We start from the raw sequence: 17,963 nt of genomic DNA, 5'->3' as shown, positions 1-17,963 counted from the left end.
ATTCAGGCAGATGCGACGACAAACTGTGATGATGCTCAGAGGCTAGCGGATGTCGGGGTTAAAGGGAGAAAAGCGTGTCTGGGTTCGGCGTGTCGGGGCGTTATGTACCTCATCAGTCACGTGACACTTCACTGGGCCCTGGACAAAGGTTGAGGGTGCTCGTCACGAGGACGAGCACCCTCACGTGCGGTAGATGACCGGTGCGTCCTCTTGCGCGGAGGAACTGTGACTAGAGGATCACTGCATCCAAGACGTCCACGATGTCGGAGGGAATCTCGCCCTCTCCGGGATAATCGACCGTGATAATGAGAAGACTGTCCCGGTTCTGGGTGTACCAGGATTGTGTCGTGCGGCCATTATTGACATTGAAGTACTGGAGTCCAAATGCTGGGGAGGATCCGAACTCCCGAGTGCCCGCGTCGATGACGTTCTCAACAGACGAGTCAGCCTCAAGGTTCTCGATGCGCAACTGGCGATACCGATCGGGGTCGCTGTGAGATGGGCGGGACTGAAGCATGAAGTGACCTCTATTCCCAGAGTCGTCAGCTTTTTCCATTTCGACGATCGTGTTGAGTGCTCCAGTGCTTCCGTTTTGAAGTGCATTCCAACCTTCGTCCTCAAGGGTTGCGCGAACCTGCGCGGGAAGGTCTTCGGTAGCTACGCTCACGCTAGTCTCCTCATCCGGTGGAGTCTCGTTATCGGTACAGGCCGCTAGACTGATCATGGTTAGCAGACTGAGAACGATAACTCCGAGTCTTCTGAGCATGAATCAAGCCTAGTAGTTGAATAACGCTTGAGCGACGTGAGGGCACTTTGTTTACCGATCGTTTGCTTGTCGTCGGAGGTTTTCACAGGACAGGCGAGGGTGCGATCATCCGTTTGATTCCGCTTCCTACACCACGGTCGAAGCTGAAAACTATTGCGAGAGTTCTCGCGGCCACTGACTCTGAACCCTAGTCCCTACCTACCCGACAGGCTCCATGCACGAACACCGGATGACATGCCCGCGGCGTTGGACACGAAGTTTGCCTCGGGGATGCGCTCGCGGGCCTGTGGGGAGATGCGGGAGGCGTTGCCTCCGCCAATGTAGATGGTGTCCCAGCGGAGCACAGGGTAGAGGAGTTCGATGGCCCGCAGGACGCGGCGCGACCATGCGGAGTCTCCGAGCCTGCGCCGCTCGTGCTCACCGAGAACATCGTCGAAAGTAAGTCCCCAGCGCATCGGTGCGTGGGAGATCTCGAGGTGGGGAGCGAGAATTCCGCGGTCCACGAGGGCGGTACCGAGTCCGGTTCCGAGAGTCATGAAGAACTCGAGTCCCTGGCCGGTCACAATACCCGAGGCGGCGACCTCGGCGTCGTTGAGGACGAGTGAAGGAGTGCCGAACTTCTCGGTCATTGCCCCCTGCATGTCGAAGTCCTTCCACTGTGCAATGAGCTCAGGTACGGGCTTCGTGCGCGGACCAGAACGACAAATGTAGTGCGGGGTGTGAATGACGACGCCGTGACGGATCATTCCCGGCATGCCCAGCGTGATCCGATCAAAGGCGGGCAGCTGCTCGGCCATCCCCTCCACGAGCGAGATCAGCTTCTTCGGGGGAAGGGGGTAGGGCACGGGCTCTCTGAGGGCGGGAGCGATCTGAAAGGAACCTGCGTCGAGAACTGTGGCCTTAATGCCGCCACCACCGCAGTCCACTCCGAGCGTGAGCGGCCCCTCATGCGAATTGTTGTCCATGACGAAAACACTACTATGTGGCGTCTAGGACCCTGCCCTCGTGTGCGAAACTGATGGAATGAAACGCATCCGCCTCGATCTCGCCTACGACGGTACCCACTTCCACGGTTGGGCAACGCAACCCGGATTGCGAACCGTTGAAGGCGTGCTGACCGAGTCGCTCGAGACCGTTCTCCGGCACGAGGTGAAGTTGACGGTGGCGGGACGGACCGACGCTGGGGTGCACGCCTCCCACCAGGTCGCCCACGTCGATGTCGACGGCGATGCGTGGGCTAGGCTCCCGGGACGATCCGACCGCACCCCGGAGACCTCACTGCTCACTCGCGTCGGCGGCGTTCTCGCTCGCGAAAGCAATGCCGTGAACAAGCAGGTCGGTGACATCGTGCTGTCCTCCGCGGCAGTGGTGCCGGAAGAGTTTGATGCTAGGTTCTCTGCCACGGGCCGCGCCTACAGGTACCGGATCGATGATCGCGCCGTTCCTTCGGTCTTTACCCGCCATATTGCTCTGCGCACCGAGGCGTTGGATGAGGGGGAGATGCTGGTGGCCGGACTCGAGCTGCTGGGGGAGCACGATTTTCTCTCCTTCTGCAAGCCCCGCGAGGGAGCAACCACCATTCGCACGCTCCGGAAACTGAACGTGACGAGACCCCAGATTGGGCCGGATGCTGGACTGGTTGTCGTGGATCTGGAGGCCGATGCCTTCTGCCATTCCATGGTGCGTTCGATCGTTGGTTCCCTCATCGAGGTCGGTAGGAAGAGGAAGCCGACCACCTGGCCGCGGGAACGGCTCAGTGAGAAGAGTCGGGACAGGGGAGTGATCCTGGCTCCGGCCCACGGGCTCACCCTGGAACGAGTGGACTATCCGGCACCGGAACGATACGCTGAACAGGCTAAAGTGGCGCGCCAAGTCCGTGAGAACCCACTCACATAGCTGGCTCAAGCAATTGACCAGGTTGGGCCGTGCCACTACAGTTATGAGAGTTGTGTTATCCGTCTGCGCGTTCCCACTCGCCTGGCGTTGAAAGCAACAACTAATTTTGTTCATTCACCTTGGTGGAAGCTGACCGTGAGCCATGCGAGCAGCTTGCCCCACATGAGAAACGAAGGCATAGCCCGTGCGTACGTACACACCTAAGCCCGGCGACGTTGATTCCAAGTGGTTCGTCATTGATGCCACCGACGTTGTGCTCGGCCGACTGGCAGCTCAGGTTGCCACCCTGCTCCGTGGGAAGCACAAGCCGAACTTTGCTCCCAATGCTGATCTGGGTGACCACGTCATCATTATCAACGCTGAAAAGGTTCGCCTGACCGGCAACAAGCGTCAGCAGAAGTTCGCTTACCACCACTCGGGTTACCCGGGTGGCATGCGCGCAGTTTCATACGAGGAGCTTCTGACGAAGTACCCCGAGCGCGCCGTTGAGAAGGCCGTGAAGGGAATGCTCCCTCACAACCGACTCGCAGCCCAGCAGATTAATAAGCTCAAGGTCTACGCAGGTGCAGAGCATCCGCATCAGGCCCAGAACCCCGAGGTTTTTGAGCTGACCCAGGTGGCTCAGTAGAGCCCCGCACGGACCAGGAACTTTTAAGGAGAACTGTGGCAGAGACTACCGCAGCAGATGTTGAGCTTGAGGATGCCCCAAGCTCGTACACAGTGAGCAGCGATGCTCCCGAGACAGGCCAGGGCCAGTCCCTGACCGCCCCCGGCCAAGCACTTGGCCGTCGCAAGGAGGCCGTTGCACGCGTCCGCCTCGTCCCCGGAACGGGACAGTGGAGCATTAACGGTCGCACCCTGGAAGATTACTTCCCCAACAAGATCCACCAGCAGCTCGTGAGCTCCCCGTTCGCGCTCCTCGACATCGAGGGCCGCTTTGACGTGATTGCTCGCATCAACGGTGGTGGCATTTCGGGTCAGGCCGGCGCTCTGCGTCACGGCATTTCCCGCGCCCTCAACAACATTGACCGCGACCACAACCGTCCGGCACTGAAGAAGGCTGGCTTCCTCACGCGCGATGCTCGTGCAGTTGAGCGCAAGAAGGCAGGCCTCAAGAAGGCCCGCAAGGCTTCGCAGTTCTCGAAGCGTTAAGCTTTACCGAACTGTTCTCACCCCCGCTTATGCGGGGGTGAGTTGTTTTTCCGGCGATACCCTCAGGCTCCCAAGCGAGTATTTCGAACTGTTTCGGACGACATGGTTGCAGCCCACTATTTGAGGTGAACTGCCTCAGGTGAACTGATCCAGGTGAATTACCTCCAACGTTTTGTTTCCTGCAATATTTCTCCAGCAGTTTTCTTCAACAGTCCTTATCTCGCCAATCCGTTCTCGGCTCTCTTTCTTAGTCTTTCGCGGTGACAAACGTGGGACTCCTACGGACGTCGGTGACTTCACGAGAATCGAGCTTTCTCACATTCCATCAGGTTTCGGCAATGATGCATTCAATCCTGAAGGATTGCGTACCTGGATCTTTCTCAATCCTGGTGGTCCCACGACCCGGCGGTGCCAGTTGCGGTACATTTGGTGCAGATTAGTTACCGTGTGAAGGGAATATTGTGGGTCGACTATTTGGGACCGACGGAGTACGTGGACTAGCCAACCGCTTTGTGACAGCGGATCTGGCGCTTCAGCTCGGTGAAGCCGCAGCACGGGTGCTCCTGAAGGACCGTGAAGCCACCACTCGCCCCAGCGCCATCATCGGACGCGACACCCGCCAATCGGGAGCCATGCTTGCCCAGGCTGTTGCCGCGGGCCTCGCATCCGCCGGCGTGGATGTCACCCACGTTGACGTGGTCTCCACCCCCGCAATCGCGTACCTGTCCGCGAACCTTGACTACGACCTTGGCGTCATGATCTCCGCGTCCCACAACGCCATGCCAGATAATGGCATCAAATTCTTCGCCCACAACGGCTACAAGCTAGAGGACGCCACCGAGGAAGTCATTGAAGCCACCCTCGGTGAGGAGTGGGAGCGTCCCGTCGGCTCCGGTGTTGGCAAGATTGGTGACGACTACGAGGTCGCCTCCCGCGAGTACCTCGATCACCTTTCCACAGTATTGTCGACCGACCTGTCCGGCCTCCGCATCGCCGTTGACTGCGCGAACGGTGCGGCAAGCATTCTGGGTCCGGAAGCACTCCGCAGGGCGGGCGCTGACGTTGTCGTCATCAACGCCGCCCCGGACGGCAAGAACATCAACGACCACTGCGGCTCCACCCACCCCGAGCAGCTCCAGGCTCTCGTCGTTGCCTCCGAGGCCGACTTCGGTGTCGCCTTCGATGGCGACGCTGACCGCTGCCTCGCCGTCGATCACGAGGGCAACATGGTCGACGGCGACCAGATCCTCGGAGTCCTCGCTGTCGGCCTGAAGGAAACGGGGAACCTACCCGACGACACCCTCGTCATTACCGTGATGTCGAACCTTGGACTCATTTTGGCGATGAGGGACCAGGGCATAAAGACCATCCAGACCGCCGTGGGTGACCGCTACGTCCTAGAAGCCATGAGGGAGGGCGGCTACGCACTCGGTGGCGAACAGTCCGGTCACGTCATTGCTGCAGAGTACGCAACGACCGGCGACGGCCTGCTGACCGCTCTGCTGCTGGCAGAGCAGGTCGCGAAGAGCGGCAAGACCCTCAGGGACCTCGCAAGCTTCATTCACCGCCTGCCCCAGACGCTTATCAACGTGCCCGGGGTGGACAAGGCCCGCGCGAAGACCGATGAGGAGCTCCTGGCGGCCGTAGCGGAGGCCGAGGAGGGCCTCGGGGAGACGGGCCGAGTTCTGCTCCGCCCCTCCGGTACCGAACCCCTCGTGCGCGTCATGGTTGAGGCTGGGACCCAGGAGGAGGCAGACCGCGTTGCGAAGGAACTCGCTGACGTGGTTGCTGACCGCCTGAGCCTCTAGTTGCGCTGGTGGATATTTTCTATTCGATCCAGGACTGGGTCATTTCGGCGGGTGCCTCACCGTGGGCTCTGCTTGCCACTTTCGCCCTGTGCATCGTTGACGGATTCTTTCCACCCTTCCCATCAGAATCCATCGTCATTGCCCTCGCGGCACTGACGGTTTCCTCCCAGGGCCCCAACCTCATCATCCTGTGGGCCGTGGCCGCGGTCGGTGCCTTCATCGGCGACCAGGTTGCCTATTCGATCGGCAAGTGGATCCCTGTCAAGAAAATTCCGTTCCTCAACAGGGGGAGGGGTGCCCGCGCGTACGCACGGGCTGGGGCGCTCCTGCTGTCCCACGGCCCCGTCTTCATCATGGCTGCCCGTTTCATTCCCATCGGCCGCATCGCGGTCAACATGGGGGCCGGATCGATCGGTTACAGGCGGTCAACCTTCTCCGTTGTTGATGCTCTGTCGTCGATGATGTGGGCCGCCTACTCGGTGGCGATAGGCATTGGGGCTGCTCATATTCTCGAGGGTCACCCCCTGCTGGCCATGCTGGCGGGAATAGTCGGCGGCATCATCATTGGCGTCATCGTTTCCCACCTCATCACCTTCCTTCAGAAGAGGTTCTTCCCGGAGCGTTACGCTGCCGCGGAGAAGGCAGCAGAAGAGTGGTCGAAAAACCACCTTGATGGTGGGGCGGACTCCCCGGGTACCACTCACCTGTAACGGCGGTTTCATGCGGTTTTGAGATGTTCTATCGTCTTCTCAGGAGGTAAACATCATGACCGCAATCCAAAACCGCCCAGCAGGTTTCAACTACAGCTACGCACCTACTGCTCGTTACCAGGCACCCAACCACTTCGCCCCGGTAGGCAACCGTCGTCCCGTTCAGGCCCCGCCCGTTCACCGGGTCCAGCCGGTCCGTCAGCAGGCTCCCTGGGGAGGGGCTCCGATGACACCGCTGCAGAGCCAGGGCGCCGCATACCTGGATCGTCCCCAGCTTCGCACCTCGATCCCGATGCCGGTCGTGACCCTGCTTGCCGCAGTCGTCATCATCATCGCCATCGCAGTCGGCTACTGGGCTGCCTAACAGTCAGCGGCGAGCCACCAACGCGGGCACCTATTCCAGCCGATATGTCCAGCCTGTAACTGGTCGAGCCCGTGACAGATCACAAGCAACAGATGATCAAAAGCACGTTTCAAGATCGCAAGAACGTGTCAAGAACACGAGTTCGAGTGACACTCAAGAACACGAGCTCGACGCAGACTTAACAACATGGGCTCGAGTGGGAGTCAAGACCAAGAACACAAGCCAAGTCCAAGAAAAAGGGGCGGTAGAGAGTCCATTCTTTCTACCGCCCTGTCACGTCCCGCACCGTACTACCCTTTGAGATGAGGGGCGTGAGCTCTGTGGGCCGCATTCCGCGGCTTACTGCCCGCTAATACGTGGGCTTTTGTGGGAGGCCGGGCAGTCCCCGTGCCTTGCGCGAATTGTCAATCAGCCGCCATATCATCGGGGTGAAGATGAGTTGCATGGCGAGGTCGGTCTTCCCGCCGGGGATGACGATGGAGTTGGCGCGGGACATGAACGAACCGGGAATCATGGCTGACAGGTAGGGGAAGTCAATGCCGCGCGGGTTCTTGAACCTGATGACCGTCATGGACTCGTCGGGGGTGGGGATCCACCTGGCCGTGAACGGGTTCGACGTGTCCACCATCGGCACTCGCTGGAAGTTGATGTCCGTGTTGTTGAACTGCGGGCAGATGTAGTGCACGTAGTCCGGCATGCGGCGCAGAATCATGTCGGTCACGGCCTCGGTCGAGTAACCGCGAGCCGACTTGTCGCGCTGAATCTTCTGAATCCATTCGAGATTGATGATGGGAACGACACCGATGCACAGATCAACGTGCTTTGCGATGTCGACGGCGTCGGTACGGACAGCCCCGTGCAGACCCTCGTAGTAGAGCAGGTCGGATCCGGCCGGCAGGTCCTCCCACGGGGTGAACGTGCCCGGGGGCGAACCCAGCTCCGCTTCCTCGATCTCGTCGTGGACATACTGGCGTATCCTGCCGGTGCCGCCCTCGGCGTAGTTCTCAAAGAGGGACTCGAGGGCCTCAAAGTCGTTGGCTTCCGGCCCAAAGTGAGAAAGCGGGGGCCTGCCCTCCTCGACGGCCTTATTGTGTTGCGCTCTCATCTCGGCGCGGTCGTACCGATGGAACGAATCGCCGTGGACGATCGCGGAGCGGATCCTCTCGCGATCGAAGATCTGCTGGAACGTGTTGGTCACGGTGCTGGTGCCGGCCCCGGAGGATCCAGTGATGGCGATGATGGGGTGTTTGCGGGACATGGGTGCTCCTAGTCGCCTCGGATGTAGATGGTCCGATTGTGGAAGAGGGGATAGTTGCCTTCGGGTTCGTCACTGGTGTCGTGACCGCTCGAGTACGCTTCGATGGTCTGGATGTCATCGGGTGCGCCAAAGACGATGGGGACCCGGTGGGTGAGGCTCTTCGGGCAGATCGTGGCGATCCGGTTCGCGCCGTCGGTCGACTGCCCACCCGCCTGCTCGATCAGCATCGAGAGGGGCTGTGCCGTGTGAAGGAGCGGAATGAGGCCGCCCTGGTCGCTCTCGGGCAACATGAACAGCCCGCCGTTCATGAGCACCCGGAAAGCGCCGAGAATCGCGGAATTGTTCCACCGCATCGTGCAGCGCCGCCCGCCCTGGGCCTGGGAAGACCGGATCCGCTCATCGACGTAGCGCCGCAGGGGCGGGCTCCAGCTCTGCGCGTGAGAGAGATCCACGGCGAGCACGTCGGAATCTTCCGGAATCGCGATGGACGGGCTGGTGAGCACGTAGTCGCCCACGCTCTGATCGAGGGTGAAGCCGTCCACTCCCTCGCCCGTGGTCAGGATGAGGACGGAGACGGGACCGAACAGGGCAAAGCCGGCACTCAGCTGTTCTGTTCCCGCGCGCAGGAAGTCCGCCTCCGTCACCGTCTCTGTCCCGGACTTGCGTTCCGTGATGGAGAAGGCGATGCCGATCGGCTGGTTCTCGGCCAGTGTGATCGTGTGATGCATGACGTCGATCGACAGCAGATAGGGAGCGCCCTGTGTCACCTGGTAGATGATCGACTCATCGGAGAAGGACACGGCAGCGATCTCACCGCAGGTTGCGGCCTGCTCGAGCACGATCCTCGTGCTCTTCAATCTCCGCGCCTCATTCAGCTCCTCCGTTACTCCCGGATTGGTGAACGACTCGGGAGAGAGGATGAGGGAGCCGCGGGAGACCATGGCGGAGATGAGCTTGAGAGCGGTGGCAACGGTTGAGAGCGCGTGCGAATAGCCGTGCTGACCGCGCCGGTCAGCCACCTCGAGGAGATAGTGGGTGAGGATCTGTGGGGGAGCGGTCATCATGAAAGCCCCTGGCCCAGCTTCTCCCGCCATCCCGGGTAGATGACGTCAGCATCGTAGGGGAAGGATTCGAAGGCGCGAGCAAACTCCCGGTGGGTCAGTGCCCACTCGACCGGGTCGGCACCGGCCTCCCAGCATTCGTGTGCCTGACGGAGCGAGAGCGCACCGGACGCGGGACCATCAATGTGGCCGTAGGCGCCGCCACCGGCGGTGTTGATGATGTTGGCGTGCCCGAGGTTGTTGAACAGCCCGGGCAGGCGGAGCGCGTTCATGCCGCCCGAGACGATCGGAGCTGTCGGCTTCATGCCGTACCAATGCTGTGTGTAGGCGGGACCCTCGTACTCGTCACGTTCGATGATGTAGGCGATGGCGCGATCGTCCCGCTCACCTTCCATCTTTCCGTATCCCATGGTGCCGACGTGGATGCCGGAGGCGCCCTGGAGGCGCGACATCTTCGCGAGGACGTAGGCGGTGTAGCCGCGCTTCGAGTTCGGGGAGGTGATGGCGCCGTGGCCGGCGCGGTGGAAGTGGAGGAACTGGTTCGGGAACCAGCGCCGTGCTGTCGTGATCATGCCGGGTCCACCAACGTAACCATCAACGAGGAACGCCACCTTGTTGGCGTCGGGGCCGAAGGTTTCGAGAATGAACTCGCCGCGTGCCAGCATCTCGTCGTGACTGTCGGCCGTGATGTTCGCGCTGAACAGTTTGGCTTCGCCCGTCTCGTCCATGGCCCGCCTCATCGCGTCACGCACGAGCGGAATGGTTTGCCTCATGGGGGAGAACACCTGATTGCCCTGCGGCTCATCGTTCTTGATGAAGTCGCCACCCAACCAGAACTGGTATGCTGCCTCCGCGAACGGCTCGGGTCGCAGGCCCAGCTTGGGCTTGACGATGGTGCCGGCAATGTACCCACCGTCCTCGACCGGTCGTCCAAGCACGCGCCACAGATCCGCGATCCCCATGGAGGGGCCGTCGAAGAGGGAGATGGCGGCGCGGGGAACGTAGAAGTCGTACATCTTCGCGTACTCGATGTCGCCCATGCCCTGGTTGTTGCCAATGGTCAGGGTGAGGAACGAAACCATCATCATCCGACCATCGGTGATGTTCCGATCGAACAGCTCGAGCGGGAAGGCAACGCGTACTTCCTCCGTCTCCTCGTTCGCGAGATAGACGAGGGCATCGACGCCCTTCGTGAAGTCGTCAGTCGTCGAGACTTCCACGTTCGTTCCCGTCGAGGACTCCGCGGCGAAGTGCGCGGCCGCCTCGAGGAAACCGGTCCCCGACTTCGGCTTGAGGTGGTAGGCGCAGAGAATGTGCTTGTTCCCCGCGATCAGTTCCTCCTCGCGCAGTGACAGGTCGACGTAGCGAGATGACTGGTCCATCGTGAGCTCCTAACAGCGTGTGGCACATACCAGGTGTCCGAATTTTCCTTATTCGGTTCGGTGTGGTATAGCCACTGAGGCTATTCTTTGAAAGCTGTGCCGTGTTGGGACCTTCGTGCTTCAGCGCACATTGCCCCGGCTTTGTCCCGGTTTTTTCGGCGAGATAATGGGCCAAATCGGGCCGGAGGGCCTAGGATTCACGGATTTCGCTGGTTCGACCTCTCACGTCGCTAGGCTGTAGTCATGAAAGACTTCCTCGAGCACCCATCCGTCGCCGCCATCTACGAATCCGGTTCAGTGTTGAGCGGCGTCGCCGATGAGTTCTCGGATATCGACACCTGCATCCTGACCGTGGGTGAGGTCGATCTTGAGTGGCGTAGGGAATACATCGAGAGCCAGCGTCCTACTCGCTACACGATTGCTCCCGGCCACTTCGGTGACGGCGATGCCTGGGCGAACGAGTACGAGGTCCGGGACGTCATGTTCTGGAGCCTTGTCGACACGATCTCGGACCTGCGCAGGGTCGTGGTCGACCACGAGCCAAAGACGGGATACACGACGGCCTTCTGGCACACGATCAGGCAGTGGCGGGAGGTGGGTAGCAAGCCCGAGTATCGAGCAAAGCTCGATGAGCTCAAAGACCTTGCAGCACTCGAGAACTCAGACGACCTGACCCGCTCCATCGTCACCTACAACTCGCGTCTACTCCGAGGCGTCATGTTCTCCCTCGAGGAGCAGATCATCAAGGCGGCGCAAAGGGATGATCTCGTGTCCCTCCAACACCGCACCACGTCCGTTCTCGCCAGCTGGTTCGACATTGTCTTTGCAGTGAACAAGCAGACCCACCCCGGAGAGAAGAGGCTGCTTGGCTACCTCGAGGAGTTAGAGAAGAAGCCGATGGGATCCGACCGCCTGATCCGCAACCTCATCGTCTCCTACGACAAAGCCCCAGCGTGCTCTGCCCTCATCGACGCACTCTTTGAGTGGCTGGAGGCCGAGGGACTCTCATTCGTCTAGCGACAGCCCACGTGGACGCGAGCTCATCTGGCCCACGTGGTCACTAGCTCGCCCCAGCCCACGTCGTTGGCGGTTCAGCGACCCGTGAGATCACCGATTGCGGTCAGAATACTGTGATCAACCCTCGCGGGAGGCCGCAAAGGCTTCGCGTGACAGTCCCCGCTGGCGCCATTTAGAGTTCGAGCCTCTGGCTTGGCGTTGAGACCGGCCTCATGGTGTGGACTCTGGAGCCCGTGGCAGATCGTGACCTAGTACAGGCTCTTGAGGAACGTGACCTGGTCGAGCAGGGCTTCTTCGATGATGTCATCGGCGCCATTGGTGGTGAAGGCGTGGCCTGCCTCGTACTCGGTGAGCACGTGCGGTTTGCGGGCCTTGTGAAGGCGCTTCGCCATGTCCAACCCGTCGTCCTTGAGCAGGTCCCCGGTTCCGACCTGGATGAGGGTGGGCGGGAGCTTTTTCACGAGGGCAAGGTCGTACGCGGGGCTCGCGAGAGGAAGGATGCGGGAGTCCGGGTCCGGGAAGTATGCGTCCGCCGTGAACGCCACCATCTTCGAGTACGTGCGGTACAGGAACGCGAACTTTGAGTCTTCGGGTTCCGGGACCGGATTCTTGTTGGTCTTGCTGACGTCCGTGACGGGAGTTGTCGCGATGACACCGGAAAGGGGAAGGCGGGCCTCGAATGCCTGCTGGGCAACATTGATGGCGAGCTTCGCTCCCGTTCCGGATCCACCGACCGTGATCCGGTCGCGGTCCCAGCCCCACTGGTCGGCAACCGACTGCGCCCACTGGAGGACATCGAAGCAGTCCTGCTCCGTGGTGGGGAAGGTGACTTGAGGGGCGGCCCGGAAGTGAGGTGCCAGCACCACGACACCGGTCTCGGAGGCCAGGAAGCGGCTGATGTGCTCGTCTTCTCGGATGGCCCGCCCGATGAGGCCGCCGCCGTGAAGCTGGATGTGCAGGGGAGGGCGGGAGTGCCCGTCACCCGAGAGCGGGCCGATGCCGCGGGAACGGTAGAGGAGGGCACTCATGGGGCCGCTGCGGGTATCGACTGAGACGGTGGTTTCGTCAACCTGATTGGTTGTGATGGGGAAGTTGGATGCTCCTGTCATGCGGGAACGCGTCTGAACCATCCATGCCATGACCCAACGATCAGGACGAAACTCTGCACTCATGCTCGCCGCCTCCCGGGTCTCCACACGCCACCAGAATCAGATGGCATTAACAGGATACGCTAGCTTTTGCGCAGGTAGACGGATTCCATGCGGTGGTCCGAGCCCTTTCTCAGGATCACGGTCGCTCGTGATCTCGTGGGCTCAATGTTGTTCGTCAGGTTGGGTGCGTTGACTCCCGCCCAGATCCCGTTCGCGATCTCCTCCGCCTGCTCCGTGCTGAGGTCCGCGTAGCGGGTGAAGTAGGAGCGGGGATTGACGAAGGCGGTCTGCTGGAGCTGGAGAAACCGGTTGATGTACCAGGACCGAATGTGCTCGATCTGAGCATCGACGTAGATCGAGAAATCAAAGAAGTCGGAGACCGCCGACAGCTGGCCGGTCGAGTCCGGTCGCGGCGCCTGCAACACGTTCAGGCCCTCGATGATGACGATGTCGCACGAGTTCACGCGCTGCACGTGGTCCTTCACGATGTTGTACGTGACGTGATCGTAGATTGGGACCTCGAGAGGGAAGTGGCCCGCCTTGACCGCCCGCACGAACCGGAGCAGCGCGCGCCTGTCGTACGACTCCGGGAAGCCCTTAAGGTGCATGATGTTGCGCTCTTCGAGAACCTGGTTCGGGTAGAGGAAACCGTCGGTCGTGACGAGCTCAACCTTGGGAGTGGAGGGCCAGCGTTGGAGCAGGCGCTGGAGGAGTCTCGCCACCGAGGACTTGCCCACGGCCACAGAACCAGCGATCGCAATGACGAACGGCGTGTGGTCCTCCGTGGTGCGAAGAAACTCGCTGACCCGGATGTGGCGACGTAGCGCCGATTCCACGTGCATCTGGATCAGGGCGCTGAGCGGACGGTAGACCGCATCGACCTCGGCCATATCGATCGGGTCACCCAAAGACGACAATTTCGACACTTCTTCGGAAGAAAGCGGAAGAGGTGTGCTGGTTGCCAGAGAGTCCCAGTGATCGCGAGTAAGATGGAGGAAAGGATCCAGCGGGTTTGTAGCCGGGGATTGGGTCATGTTCTATAGTTTGTCATCTCAGAACCAAATCATCTGCAAGGAGCTGGAAGTATGTGCGGAATCGTTGGGTATGTAGGCACAGAAAAGTCCACTCGGGCTGTTGATGTCGTGATCGAGGGGCTGTCCAGGCTCGAGTATCGCGGTTACGACTCGGCGGGCGTCGCGGTCACAACAGGGACAATTTCGCAGGCCAAGCGGGCAGGAAAGCTTCAGAACCTCCTGGATGAGCTGGAAGCAAAGCCGCTTCCGGAAGCCACCGCCGCGATCGGACATACCCGTTGGTCAACTCACGGTGGACCGACGGATGAGAATGCTCACCCTCACCTCTCATTCGATGGATCCGTCTCCATCGTGCACAACGGAATCATCGAGAACTTTGCCGAACTTTCTCGCGAACTTGCCGAACAGGGAATCGAACGCGCCACGCAGACCGACACTGAGGTCGTCTCCCACCACCTTGCACTCGCGCTGAAGAAGGAGGGTGACCTGACGAAGGCGATGCTCGCCACCGTCGCCCAACTCGAGGGTTCCTTCACGATCGTGGCTGTCGCTGCCGATAATCCCGACACGGTCGTTGCGGCACGCCGCAACTCGCCCCTCGTTGTTGGCCTTGGCGACGGCGAGAACTTCGTTGGTTCCGACGTAGCCGCCTTCGTTGGTCAAACGAAGCGTGCGATCGAGATGGGACATGACGAGCTCGTCACCATTACCGCCAACTCCGTCGAGATTCAGACTTTCGACGGTGAGCCGGTTGAGCGTGAGGAGTTCCTCGTCAACTGGAACGCCGAGGCGGCCGTCAAGGGCGGCTTCGACACCTTCATGGAGAAGGAAATCCACGACCAGCCCGCAGCCGTCCGCGACACGCTGCTTGGTCGCATGAGTGAGTCCGGCTCCCTCATGCTCGATGAGCTTCGCATTGACGAAGCGATCCTCCGCAGGATCGACAAGATCATTGTCGTTGCCTGTGGTACCGCGGCCTACGCCGGTCACGTCGCCAAGTACGCCATTGAGCACTGGTGCCGCATCCCCGTCGAGGTCGAACTCGCACACGAGTTCCGCTACCGCGACCCCGTCGTCTCAGAGAAGACCCTCGTCGTTGCCATCACCCAGTCCGGTGAAACCATGGACACCCTCATGGCGGTGCGTCACGCACGAGAGCAGGGCGCGAAGGTTCTTGCGATCGTCAACACGCACGGCTCCACCATCGCCCGCGAATCCGACGCCGTTCTCTACACGCACGCAGGCCCCGAGGTCGCTGTCGCGTCAACGAAGGCCTTCGTCGCCCAGATCACCGCAACCTACCTGCTCGGCCTCTACCTGGCCCAGCTACGCGGCAACAAGTACTCCGATGAGGTCCTCACCTACCTCGATGAGCTCATGGCCATGCCCGACAAGATCGCGGACGTCATCTCCCGTGAGGACGAGGTCAAGGCCCTCGCGAAGGACATGAAGGACGTGACCTCCGTGCTGTTCCTCGGCCGCCACGTTGGATTCCCCGTTGCCCTCGAGGGCGCCCTCAAGCTCAAGGAAATCGCCTACATTCACGCCGAAGGATTCGCCGCGGGCGAGCTCAAGCACGGACCCATCGCTCTCGTCGAGCAGGACCAGCCCGTGTTCTTCATCGTGCCGACCCCGCGCCGCCCAGTCCTGCACGCGAAGGTTCTCTCCAACGTTCAGGAGGTCAAGGCACGCGGTGCCCGCGTCCTCTGCATCGCCGAGCAGGGTGACAGCGCGGTCGACGACTTTGCGGATGCTGTTCTGCGGATCCCCGAGACCCCGACGCTTCTGCACCCGCTCGTGTCCGTCATTCCCCTCCAGATTTTTGCGTGCGCGCTTGCATCGGAGAAGGGCCTTGACGTGGACCAGCCCCGCAACCTCGCCAAGTCCGTCACCGTGGAGTAATGATGCTGAGAGCCTTCCGATCGAGAGACGTCCGGGCTGCGGAGGAGCCTCTCCTCGCCGCTGGTGTACCACTCATGGAGAGAGCGTCCTTTGCGCTCGCGACCGTGGTCGCGAAGGAGCTATCGGCCCGCGACTATCACGTCTCAGGCTCCCAGATTCTGGTTCTTGCGGGAGGTGGCAACAACGGTGCAGATGCGCTGTATGCCGGTAGCTACCTGGCCCGCAGGGGAGCGCGGGTTGAGATCGCACGCACGTCAGGTTCCGTCCACGAGGCCGCACTCGAGGCGGCACTGTACAGCGGCTGCCGCGTGATCGAGCCGGGGGAGGAAGCCCTGGTTCGCGCCGCCCGCGATGCTGGCGTCTGGATCGACGGCATTGCCGGCATCGGCATCACCCCGCCCCTGCGCGAACCGCTCGCCGCCCTAGTCGAGACGCTCGAGCAGGAACGACTCTCGTCCCCTGCCGAACCGATCATCGTTGCGGTCGATTGCCCCACCGGAATCGGCATCGACGACGGTTCACTTGTTGGTCCGCACCTGACCGCGACCGTGACGGTCACGATGGGAGTCGCGAAGCCGGGACTGCTCGCACCTCCCGCCTCCCGCGCGTGCGGCCGCGTCGAGATTGTTGATCTCGGTCTTGATCTCATCGACAAGCCGGCCATGGCCACCCTGTCGGCCTCGGACGTGGGTGACCTCCTGACCGTCCCCGGCCCTACCGACCACAAGTACACCCGTGGAGTCGTGCTCCTTGGTACCGGCTCCGCCTTCTACCCGGGTGCGGCGGTGCTGTCCGTGGGTGGTGCGCTCGCGGCAGGTCCCGGCATGGTCCGGCTCGACTCCCCGGAAGCATCCGGTCTCGTCCTGCGCAGCTACCCGGAAGTGGTTGTGGGACTGGGTAGGGCCCAGGCAACCGTTCTCGGTTCCGGTGTTCCCGCCTCCGAGGCTGATCGCTTGAAAGCGCCACTGGACCGCGCTCTCGAGGAGAAGTACCCGGTGGTTCTTGACGCGGGTGCTCTTGAGCTCCTCAAAGACGACTACACGGATCTGCCGTCCACCGTCGTCCTCACCCCGCACGCGGGTGAGCTTGCCGAGTTGCTGTCAGCACGAGGCGAGGGAGTGACACGCCAGGACGTCGAGGAGGCGCCGATCAGGGCTGCTCGCCTTGCTGCCACCATCACCGGCGCCACCATTGTTCTCAAGGGAGCGACCGACCTCATTGCGGGACCCGATGGTCCCGTCTACAGCCAGCCCGCACCCTCCCACTGGAAGGCCACCGCGGGCGCAGGCGATGTCTATGCTGGCCTGCTCGGCACGCTCCTGGCATCCGTGGGTGAGGATCTCGCGCGCGCCGGCAGGGGCCACGGGAAGCCGGCCCTCATGGCGGCCGCAGCGTCCTGGATCCACGGGGCCGCAGGTGACTCCTCCGGCCCAATCCGGGCCACGGACATCATCGCCGGTATCCCCACCGCCATGAGGCGGGCTCTTCGTGGCTGACTTTGTGGGCCGCGCAGAGGTCGACCTCGATGCGCTGGCAGCCAACTTTGCCCTGCTGAAGTCCCACACGAAGGCGAAGATCGCCGCGATCGTCAAAGCCAACGGCTACGGGCACGGAATCGTCGAGGTCGCACGAACTCTCGTGGAAGCGGGAGCCGACTACCTGGGCGTAGCTCAGCTGTCCGAGGCCCTTGCTCTGCGCGAGAGCGAACCCGAGATACCGATTCTTACGTGGATCTTTGCCCCCGGCGCTGACCTCGAGAGAGCCATCGAGGCGCGCCTCGACATCTCCGTGGGTGCACCCTGGGCTCTCGAGGAACTCATCGCGGCGGCACGCGCCTCGGGTAGTGCGGCCCGCCTGCACATCGAGATCGACACGGGGATGGCGCGCGGCGGGTTCGATCCCCAGCTCCTGCAGGGGCCCGCCGACAAGGTCGCGAAGGCACAAGAGGAGGGTCTCGTGCACGTGATTGGTGCGTGGTCGCACCTGGCTCGCGCCGACGAACCAGACAACGGTGAAACGGCCCGCCAACTGGACGTCTTCACCGAGGCACTCGATCTGCTTGCGGGCCACGGCATTCACCCCGAGCTCAGGCACCTCGCCAACACTGCCGGTCTGCTCTGGCACCCTGACACCCACTTCGACATGGTGCGGCCCGGGATCGGGCTGTACGGGCTGAGCCCCAATCCCGAGGCGGCCACCTCCCAGGACATCGGTCTTCAGCCCGTCATGACCCTCACCTCCAAGGTCGTTGCGGTCCGCGACGTGGCGGAAGGCACGGGAGTCTCCTACGGGCACACGGAAGTGGTCACGAAGAAGACGCGGCTCGGAACGGTCCCGCTGGGGTACGCGGATGGGATACCGAGATCCGCCTCCAGCGCGGGTCCGCTCGTGGTCAACGGCGTACCTACCCGCGTCGTTGGGCGGGTCTGTTTGTATTATTTTGTTATCGATGTGGATTTTAA

17 protein-coding genes are annotated in these 17,963 nt (G+C 61.7%); 10 read left to right on the top strand and 7 right to left on the bottom strand.

The genetic code is table 11. The features are described 5' to 3' along the window. Positions 1–229 precede the first annotated feature (229 nt). A complete protein-coding gene (locus QMB98_RS08260) occupies positions 230–667 on the bottom strand; it encodes a hypothetical protein (RefSeq protein WP_371685235.1) in 438 nt (145 codons plus the stop codon). Between the two features lie 293 nt (positions 668–960). Beyond that, positions 961–1,731, bottom strand: coding sequence for an ROK family protein (locus QMB98_RS08255; RefSeq protein WP_371685234.1), 771 nt, complete (start codon positions 1,729–1,731; stop codon positions 961–963). Between the two features lie 58 nt (positions 1,732–1,789). Between QMB98_RS08255 and truA the strand changes: the two genes are divergently transcribed. From truA to QMB98_RS08225, 6 genes are all read left to right on the top strand, one after another. After that, positions 1,790–2,662, top strand: a complete 873-nt coding sequence (gene truA / locus QMB98_RS08250; RefSeq protein WP_371685233.1) for a tRNA pseudouridine(38-40) synthase TruA — start codon at positions 1,790–1,792, stop codon at positions 2,660–2,662. 184 nt (positions 2,663–2,846) lie between these two features. Beyond that, the gene (gene rplM / locus QMB98_RS08245; RefSeq protein WP_371685232.1) at positions 2,847–3,290 is read left to right on the top strand and encodes a 50S ribosomal protein L13; all 444 of its coding nucleotides are present in this window, start codon (positions 2,847–2,849) and stop codon (positions 3,288–3,290) included. 35 nt (positions 3,291–3,325) lie between these two features. After that, complete coding sequence (gene rpsI, locus QMB98_RS08240; RefSeq protein ID WP_371685231.1) at positions 3,326–3,814, top strand: 30S ribosomal protein S9; 489 nt, start codon at positions 3,326–3,328, stop codon at positions 3,812–3,814. Between the two features lie 461 nt (positions 3,815–4,275). Further along, positions 4,276–5,622 carry a phosphoglucosamine mutase gene (glmM, locus tag QMB98_RS08235; protein WP_371685230.1) on the top strand — a complete coding sequence of 449 codons (1,347 nt, stop codon included), beginning with the start codon at positions 4,276–4,278 and terminating at the stop codon, positions 5,620–5,622. Positions 5,623–5,630: 8 nt separating this feature from the next. Then, positions 5,631–6,332, top strand: a complete 702-nt coding sequence (locus tag QMB98_RS08230; protein ID WP_371685229.1) for a DedA family protein — start codon at positions 5,631–5,633, stop codon at positions 6,330–6,332. A 55-nt stretch (positions 6,333–6,387) separates the two neighbouring features. After that, a complete protein-coding gene (locus QMB98_RS08225) occupies positions 6,388–6,696 on the top strand; it encodes a hypothetical protein (RefSeq protein ID WP_371685228.1) in 309 nt (102 codons plus the stop codon). Between the two features lie 349 nt (positions 6,697–7,045). Here the strand turns inward: QMB98_RS08225 and QMB98_RS08220 are convergent, their stop codons facing one another. From QMB98_RS08220 to QMB98_RS08210, 3 genes are read right to left on the bottom strand one after another with little or no spacing between them, the layout of a single operon-like run. Next, positions 7,046–7,954, bottom strand: coding sequence for a phosphoribulokinase (locus QMB98_RS08220; protein WP_371685227.1), 909 nt, complete (start codon positions 7,952–7,954; stop codon positions 7,046–7,048). 8 nt (positions 7,955–7,962) lie between these two features. Next, on the bottom strand, positions 7,963–9,018 hold the full coding sequence (locus tag QMB98_RS08215) for a hypothetical protein (protein WP_371685226.1): 1,056 nt from the start codon (positions 9,016–9,018) through the stop codon (positions 7,963–7,965). Continuing rightward, complete coding sequence (locus QMB98_RS08210; protein ID WP_371685224.1) at positions 9,015–10,397, bottom strand: ribulose-bisphosphate carboxylase; 1,383 nt, start codon at positions 10,395–10,397, stop codon at positions 9,015–9,017. The genes QMB98_RS08215 and QMB98_RS08210 overlap by 4 nt, the downstream gene beginning before the upstream one ends. Positions 10,398–10,640: 243 nt before the next feature. On the opposite strand from QMB98_RS08210, the gene QMB98_RS08205 reads away from it, so the two are divergent. Continuing rightward, positions 10,641–11,414, top strand: coding sequence for a nucleotidyltransferase domain-containing protein (locus QMB98_RS08205; RefSeq protein ID WP_371685223.1), 774 nt, complete (start codon positions 10,641–10,643; stop codon positions 11,412–11,414). A gap of 248 nt (positions 11,415–11,662) precedes the next feature. On the opposite strand, the gene QMB98_RS08200 is transcribed toward QMB98_RS08205, so the two are convergent. Continuing rightward, the gene (locus QMB98_RS08200) at positions 11,663–12,586 is read right to left on the bottom strand and encodes an alpha/beta hydrolase fold domain-containing protein (protein WP_371685222.1); all 924 of its coding nucleotides are present in this window, start codon (positions 12,584–12,586) and stop codon (positions 11,663–11,665) included. A 59-nt stretch (positions 12,587–12,645) separates the two neighbouring features. Next, the gene (gene coaA / locus QMB98_RS08195) at positions 12,646–13,599 is read right to left on the bottom strand and encodes a type I pantothenate kinase (protein WP_371685221.1); all 954 of its coding nucleotides are present in this window, start codon (positions 13,597–13,599) and stop codon (positions 12,646–12,648) included. A 51-nt stretch (positions 13,600–13,650) separates the two neighbouring features. Between coaA and glmS the strand changes: the two genes are divergently transcribed. From glmS to alr, 3 genes are all read left to right on the top strand, one after another. Continuing rightward, positions 13,651–15,501 carry a glutamine--fructose-6-phosphate transaminase (isomerizing) gene (gene glmS / locus QMB98_RS08190; RefSeq protein ID WP_371685220.1) on the top strand — a complete coding sequence of 617 codons (1,851 nt, stop codon included), beginning with the start codon at positions 13,651–13,653 and terminating at the stop codon, positions 15,499–15,501. 74 nt (positions 15,502–15,575) lie between these two features. Beyond that, positions 15,576–16,997, top strand: a complete 1,422-nt coding sequence (locus QMB98_RS08185; protein WP_371685219.1) for a bifunctional ADP-dependent NAD(P)H-hydrate dehydratase/NAD(P)H-hydrate epimerase — start codon at positions 15,576–15,578, stop codon at positions 16,995–16,997. After that, a partial coding sequence (gene alr, locus QMB98_RS08180) for an alanine racemase (protein WP_371685218.1) occupies positions 16,990–17,963 on the top strand: 974 nt, incomplete at its 3' end. The genes QMB98_RS08185 and alr, both read left to right, overlap by 8 nt.

The sequence above is a fragment of the Flaviflexus sp. genome (genome assembly GCF_041440645.1).
Lineage (GTDB): Bacteria > Actinomycetota > Actinomycetes > Actinomycetales > Actinomycetaceae > Flaviflexus.
The sequence above is the reverse complement of the archived record's forward strand: the minus strand, read 5'-3'. Positions and strand labels throughout refer to the sequence as shown.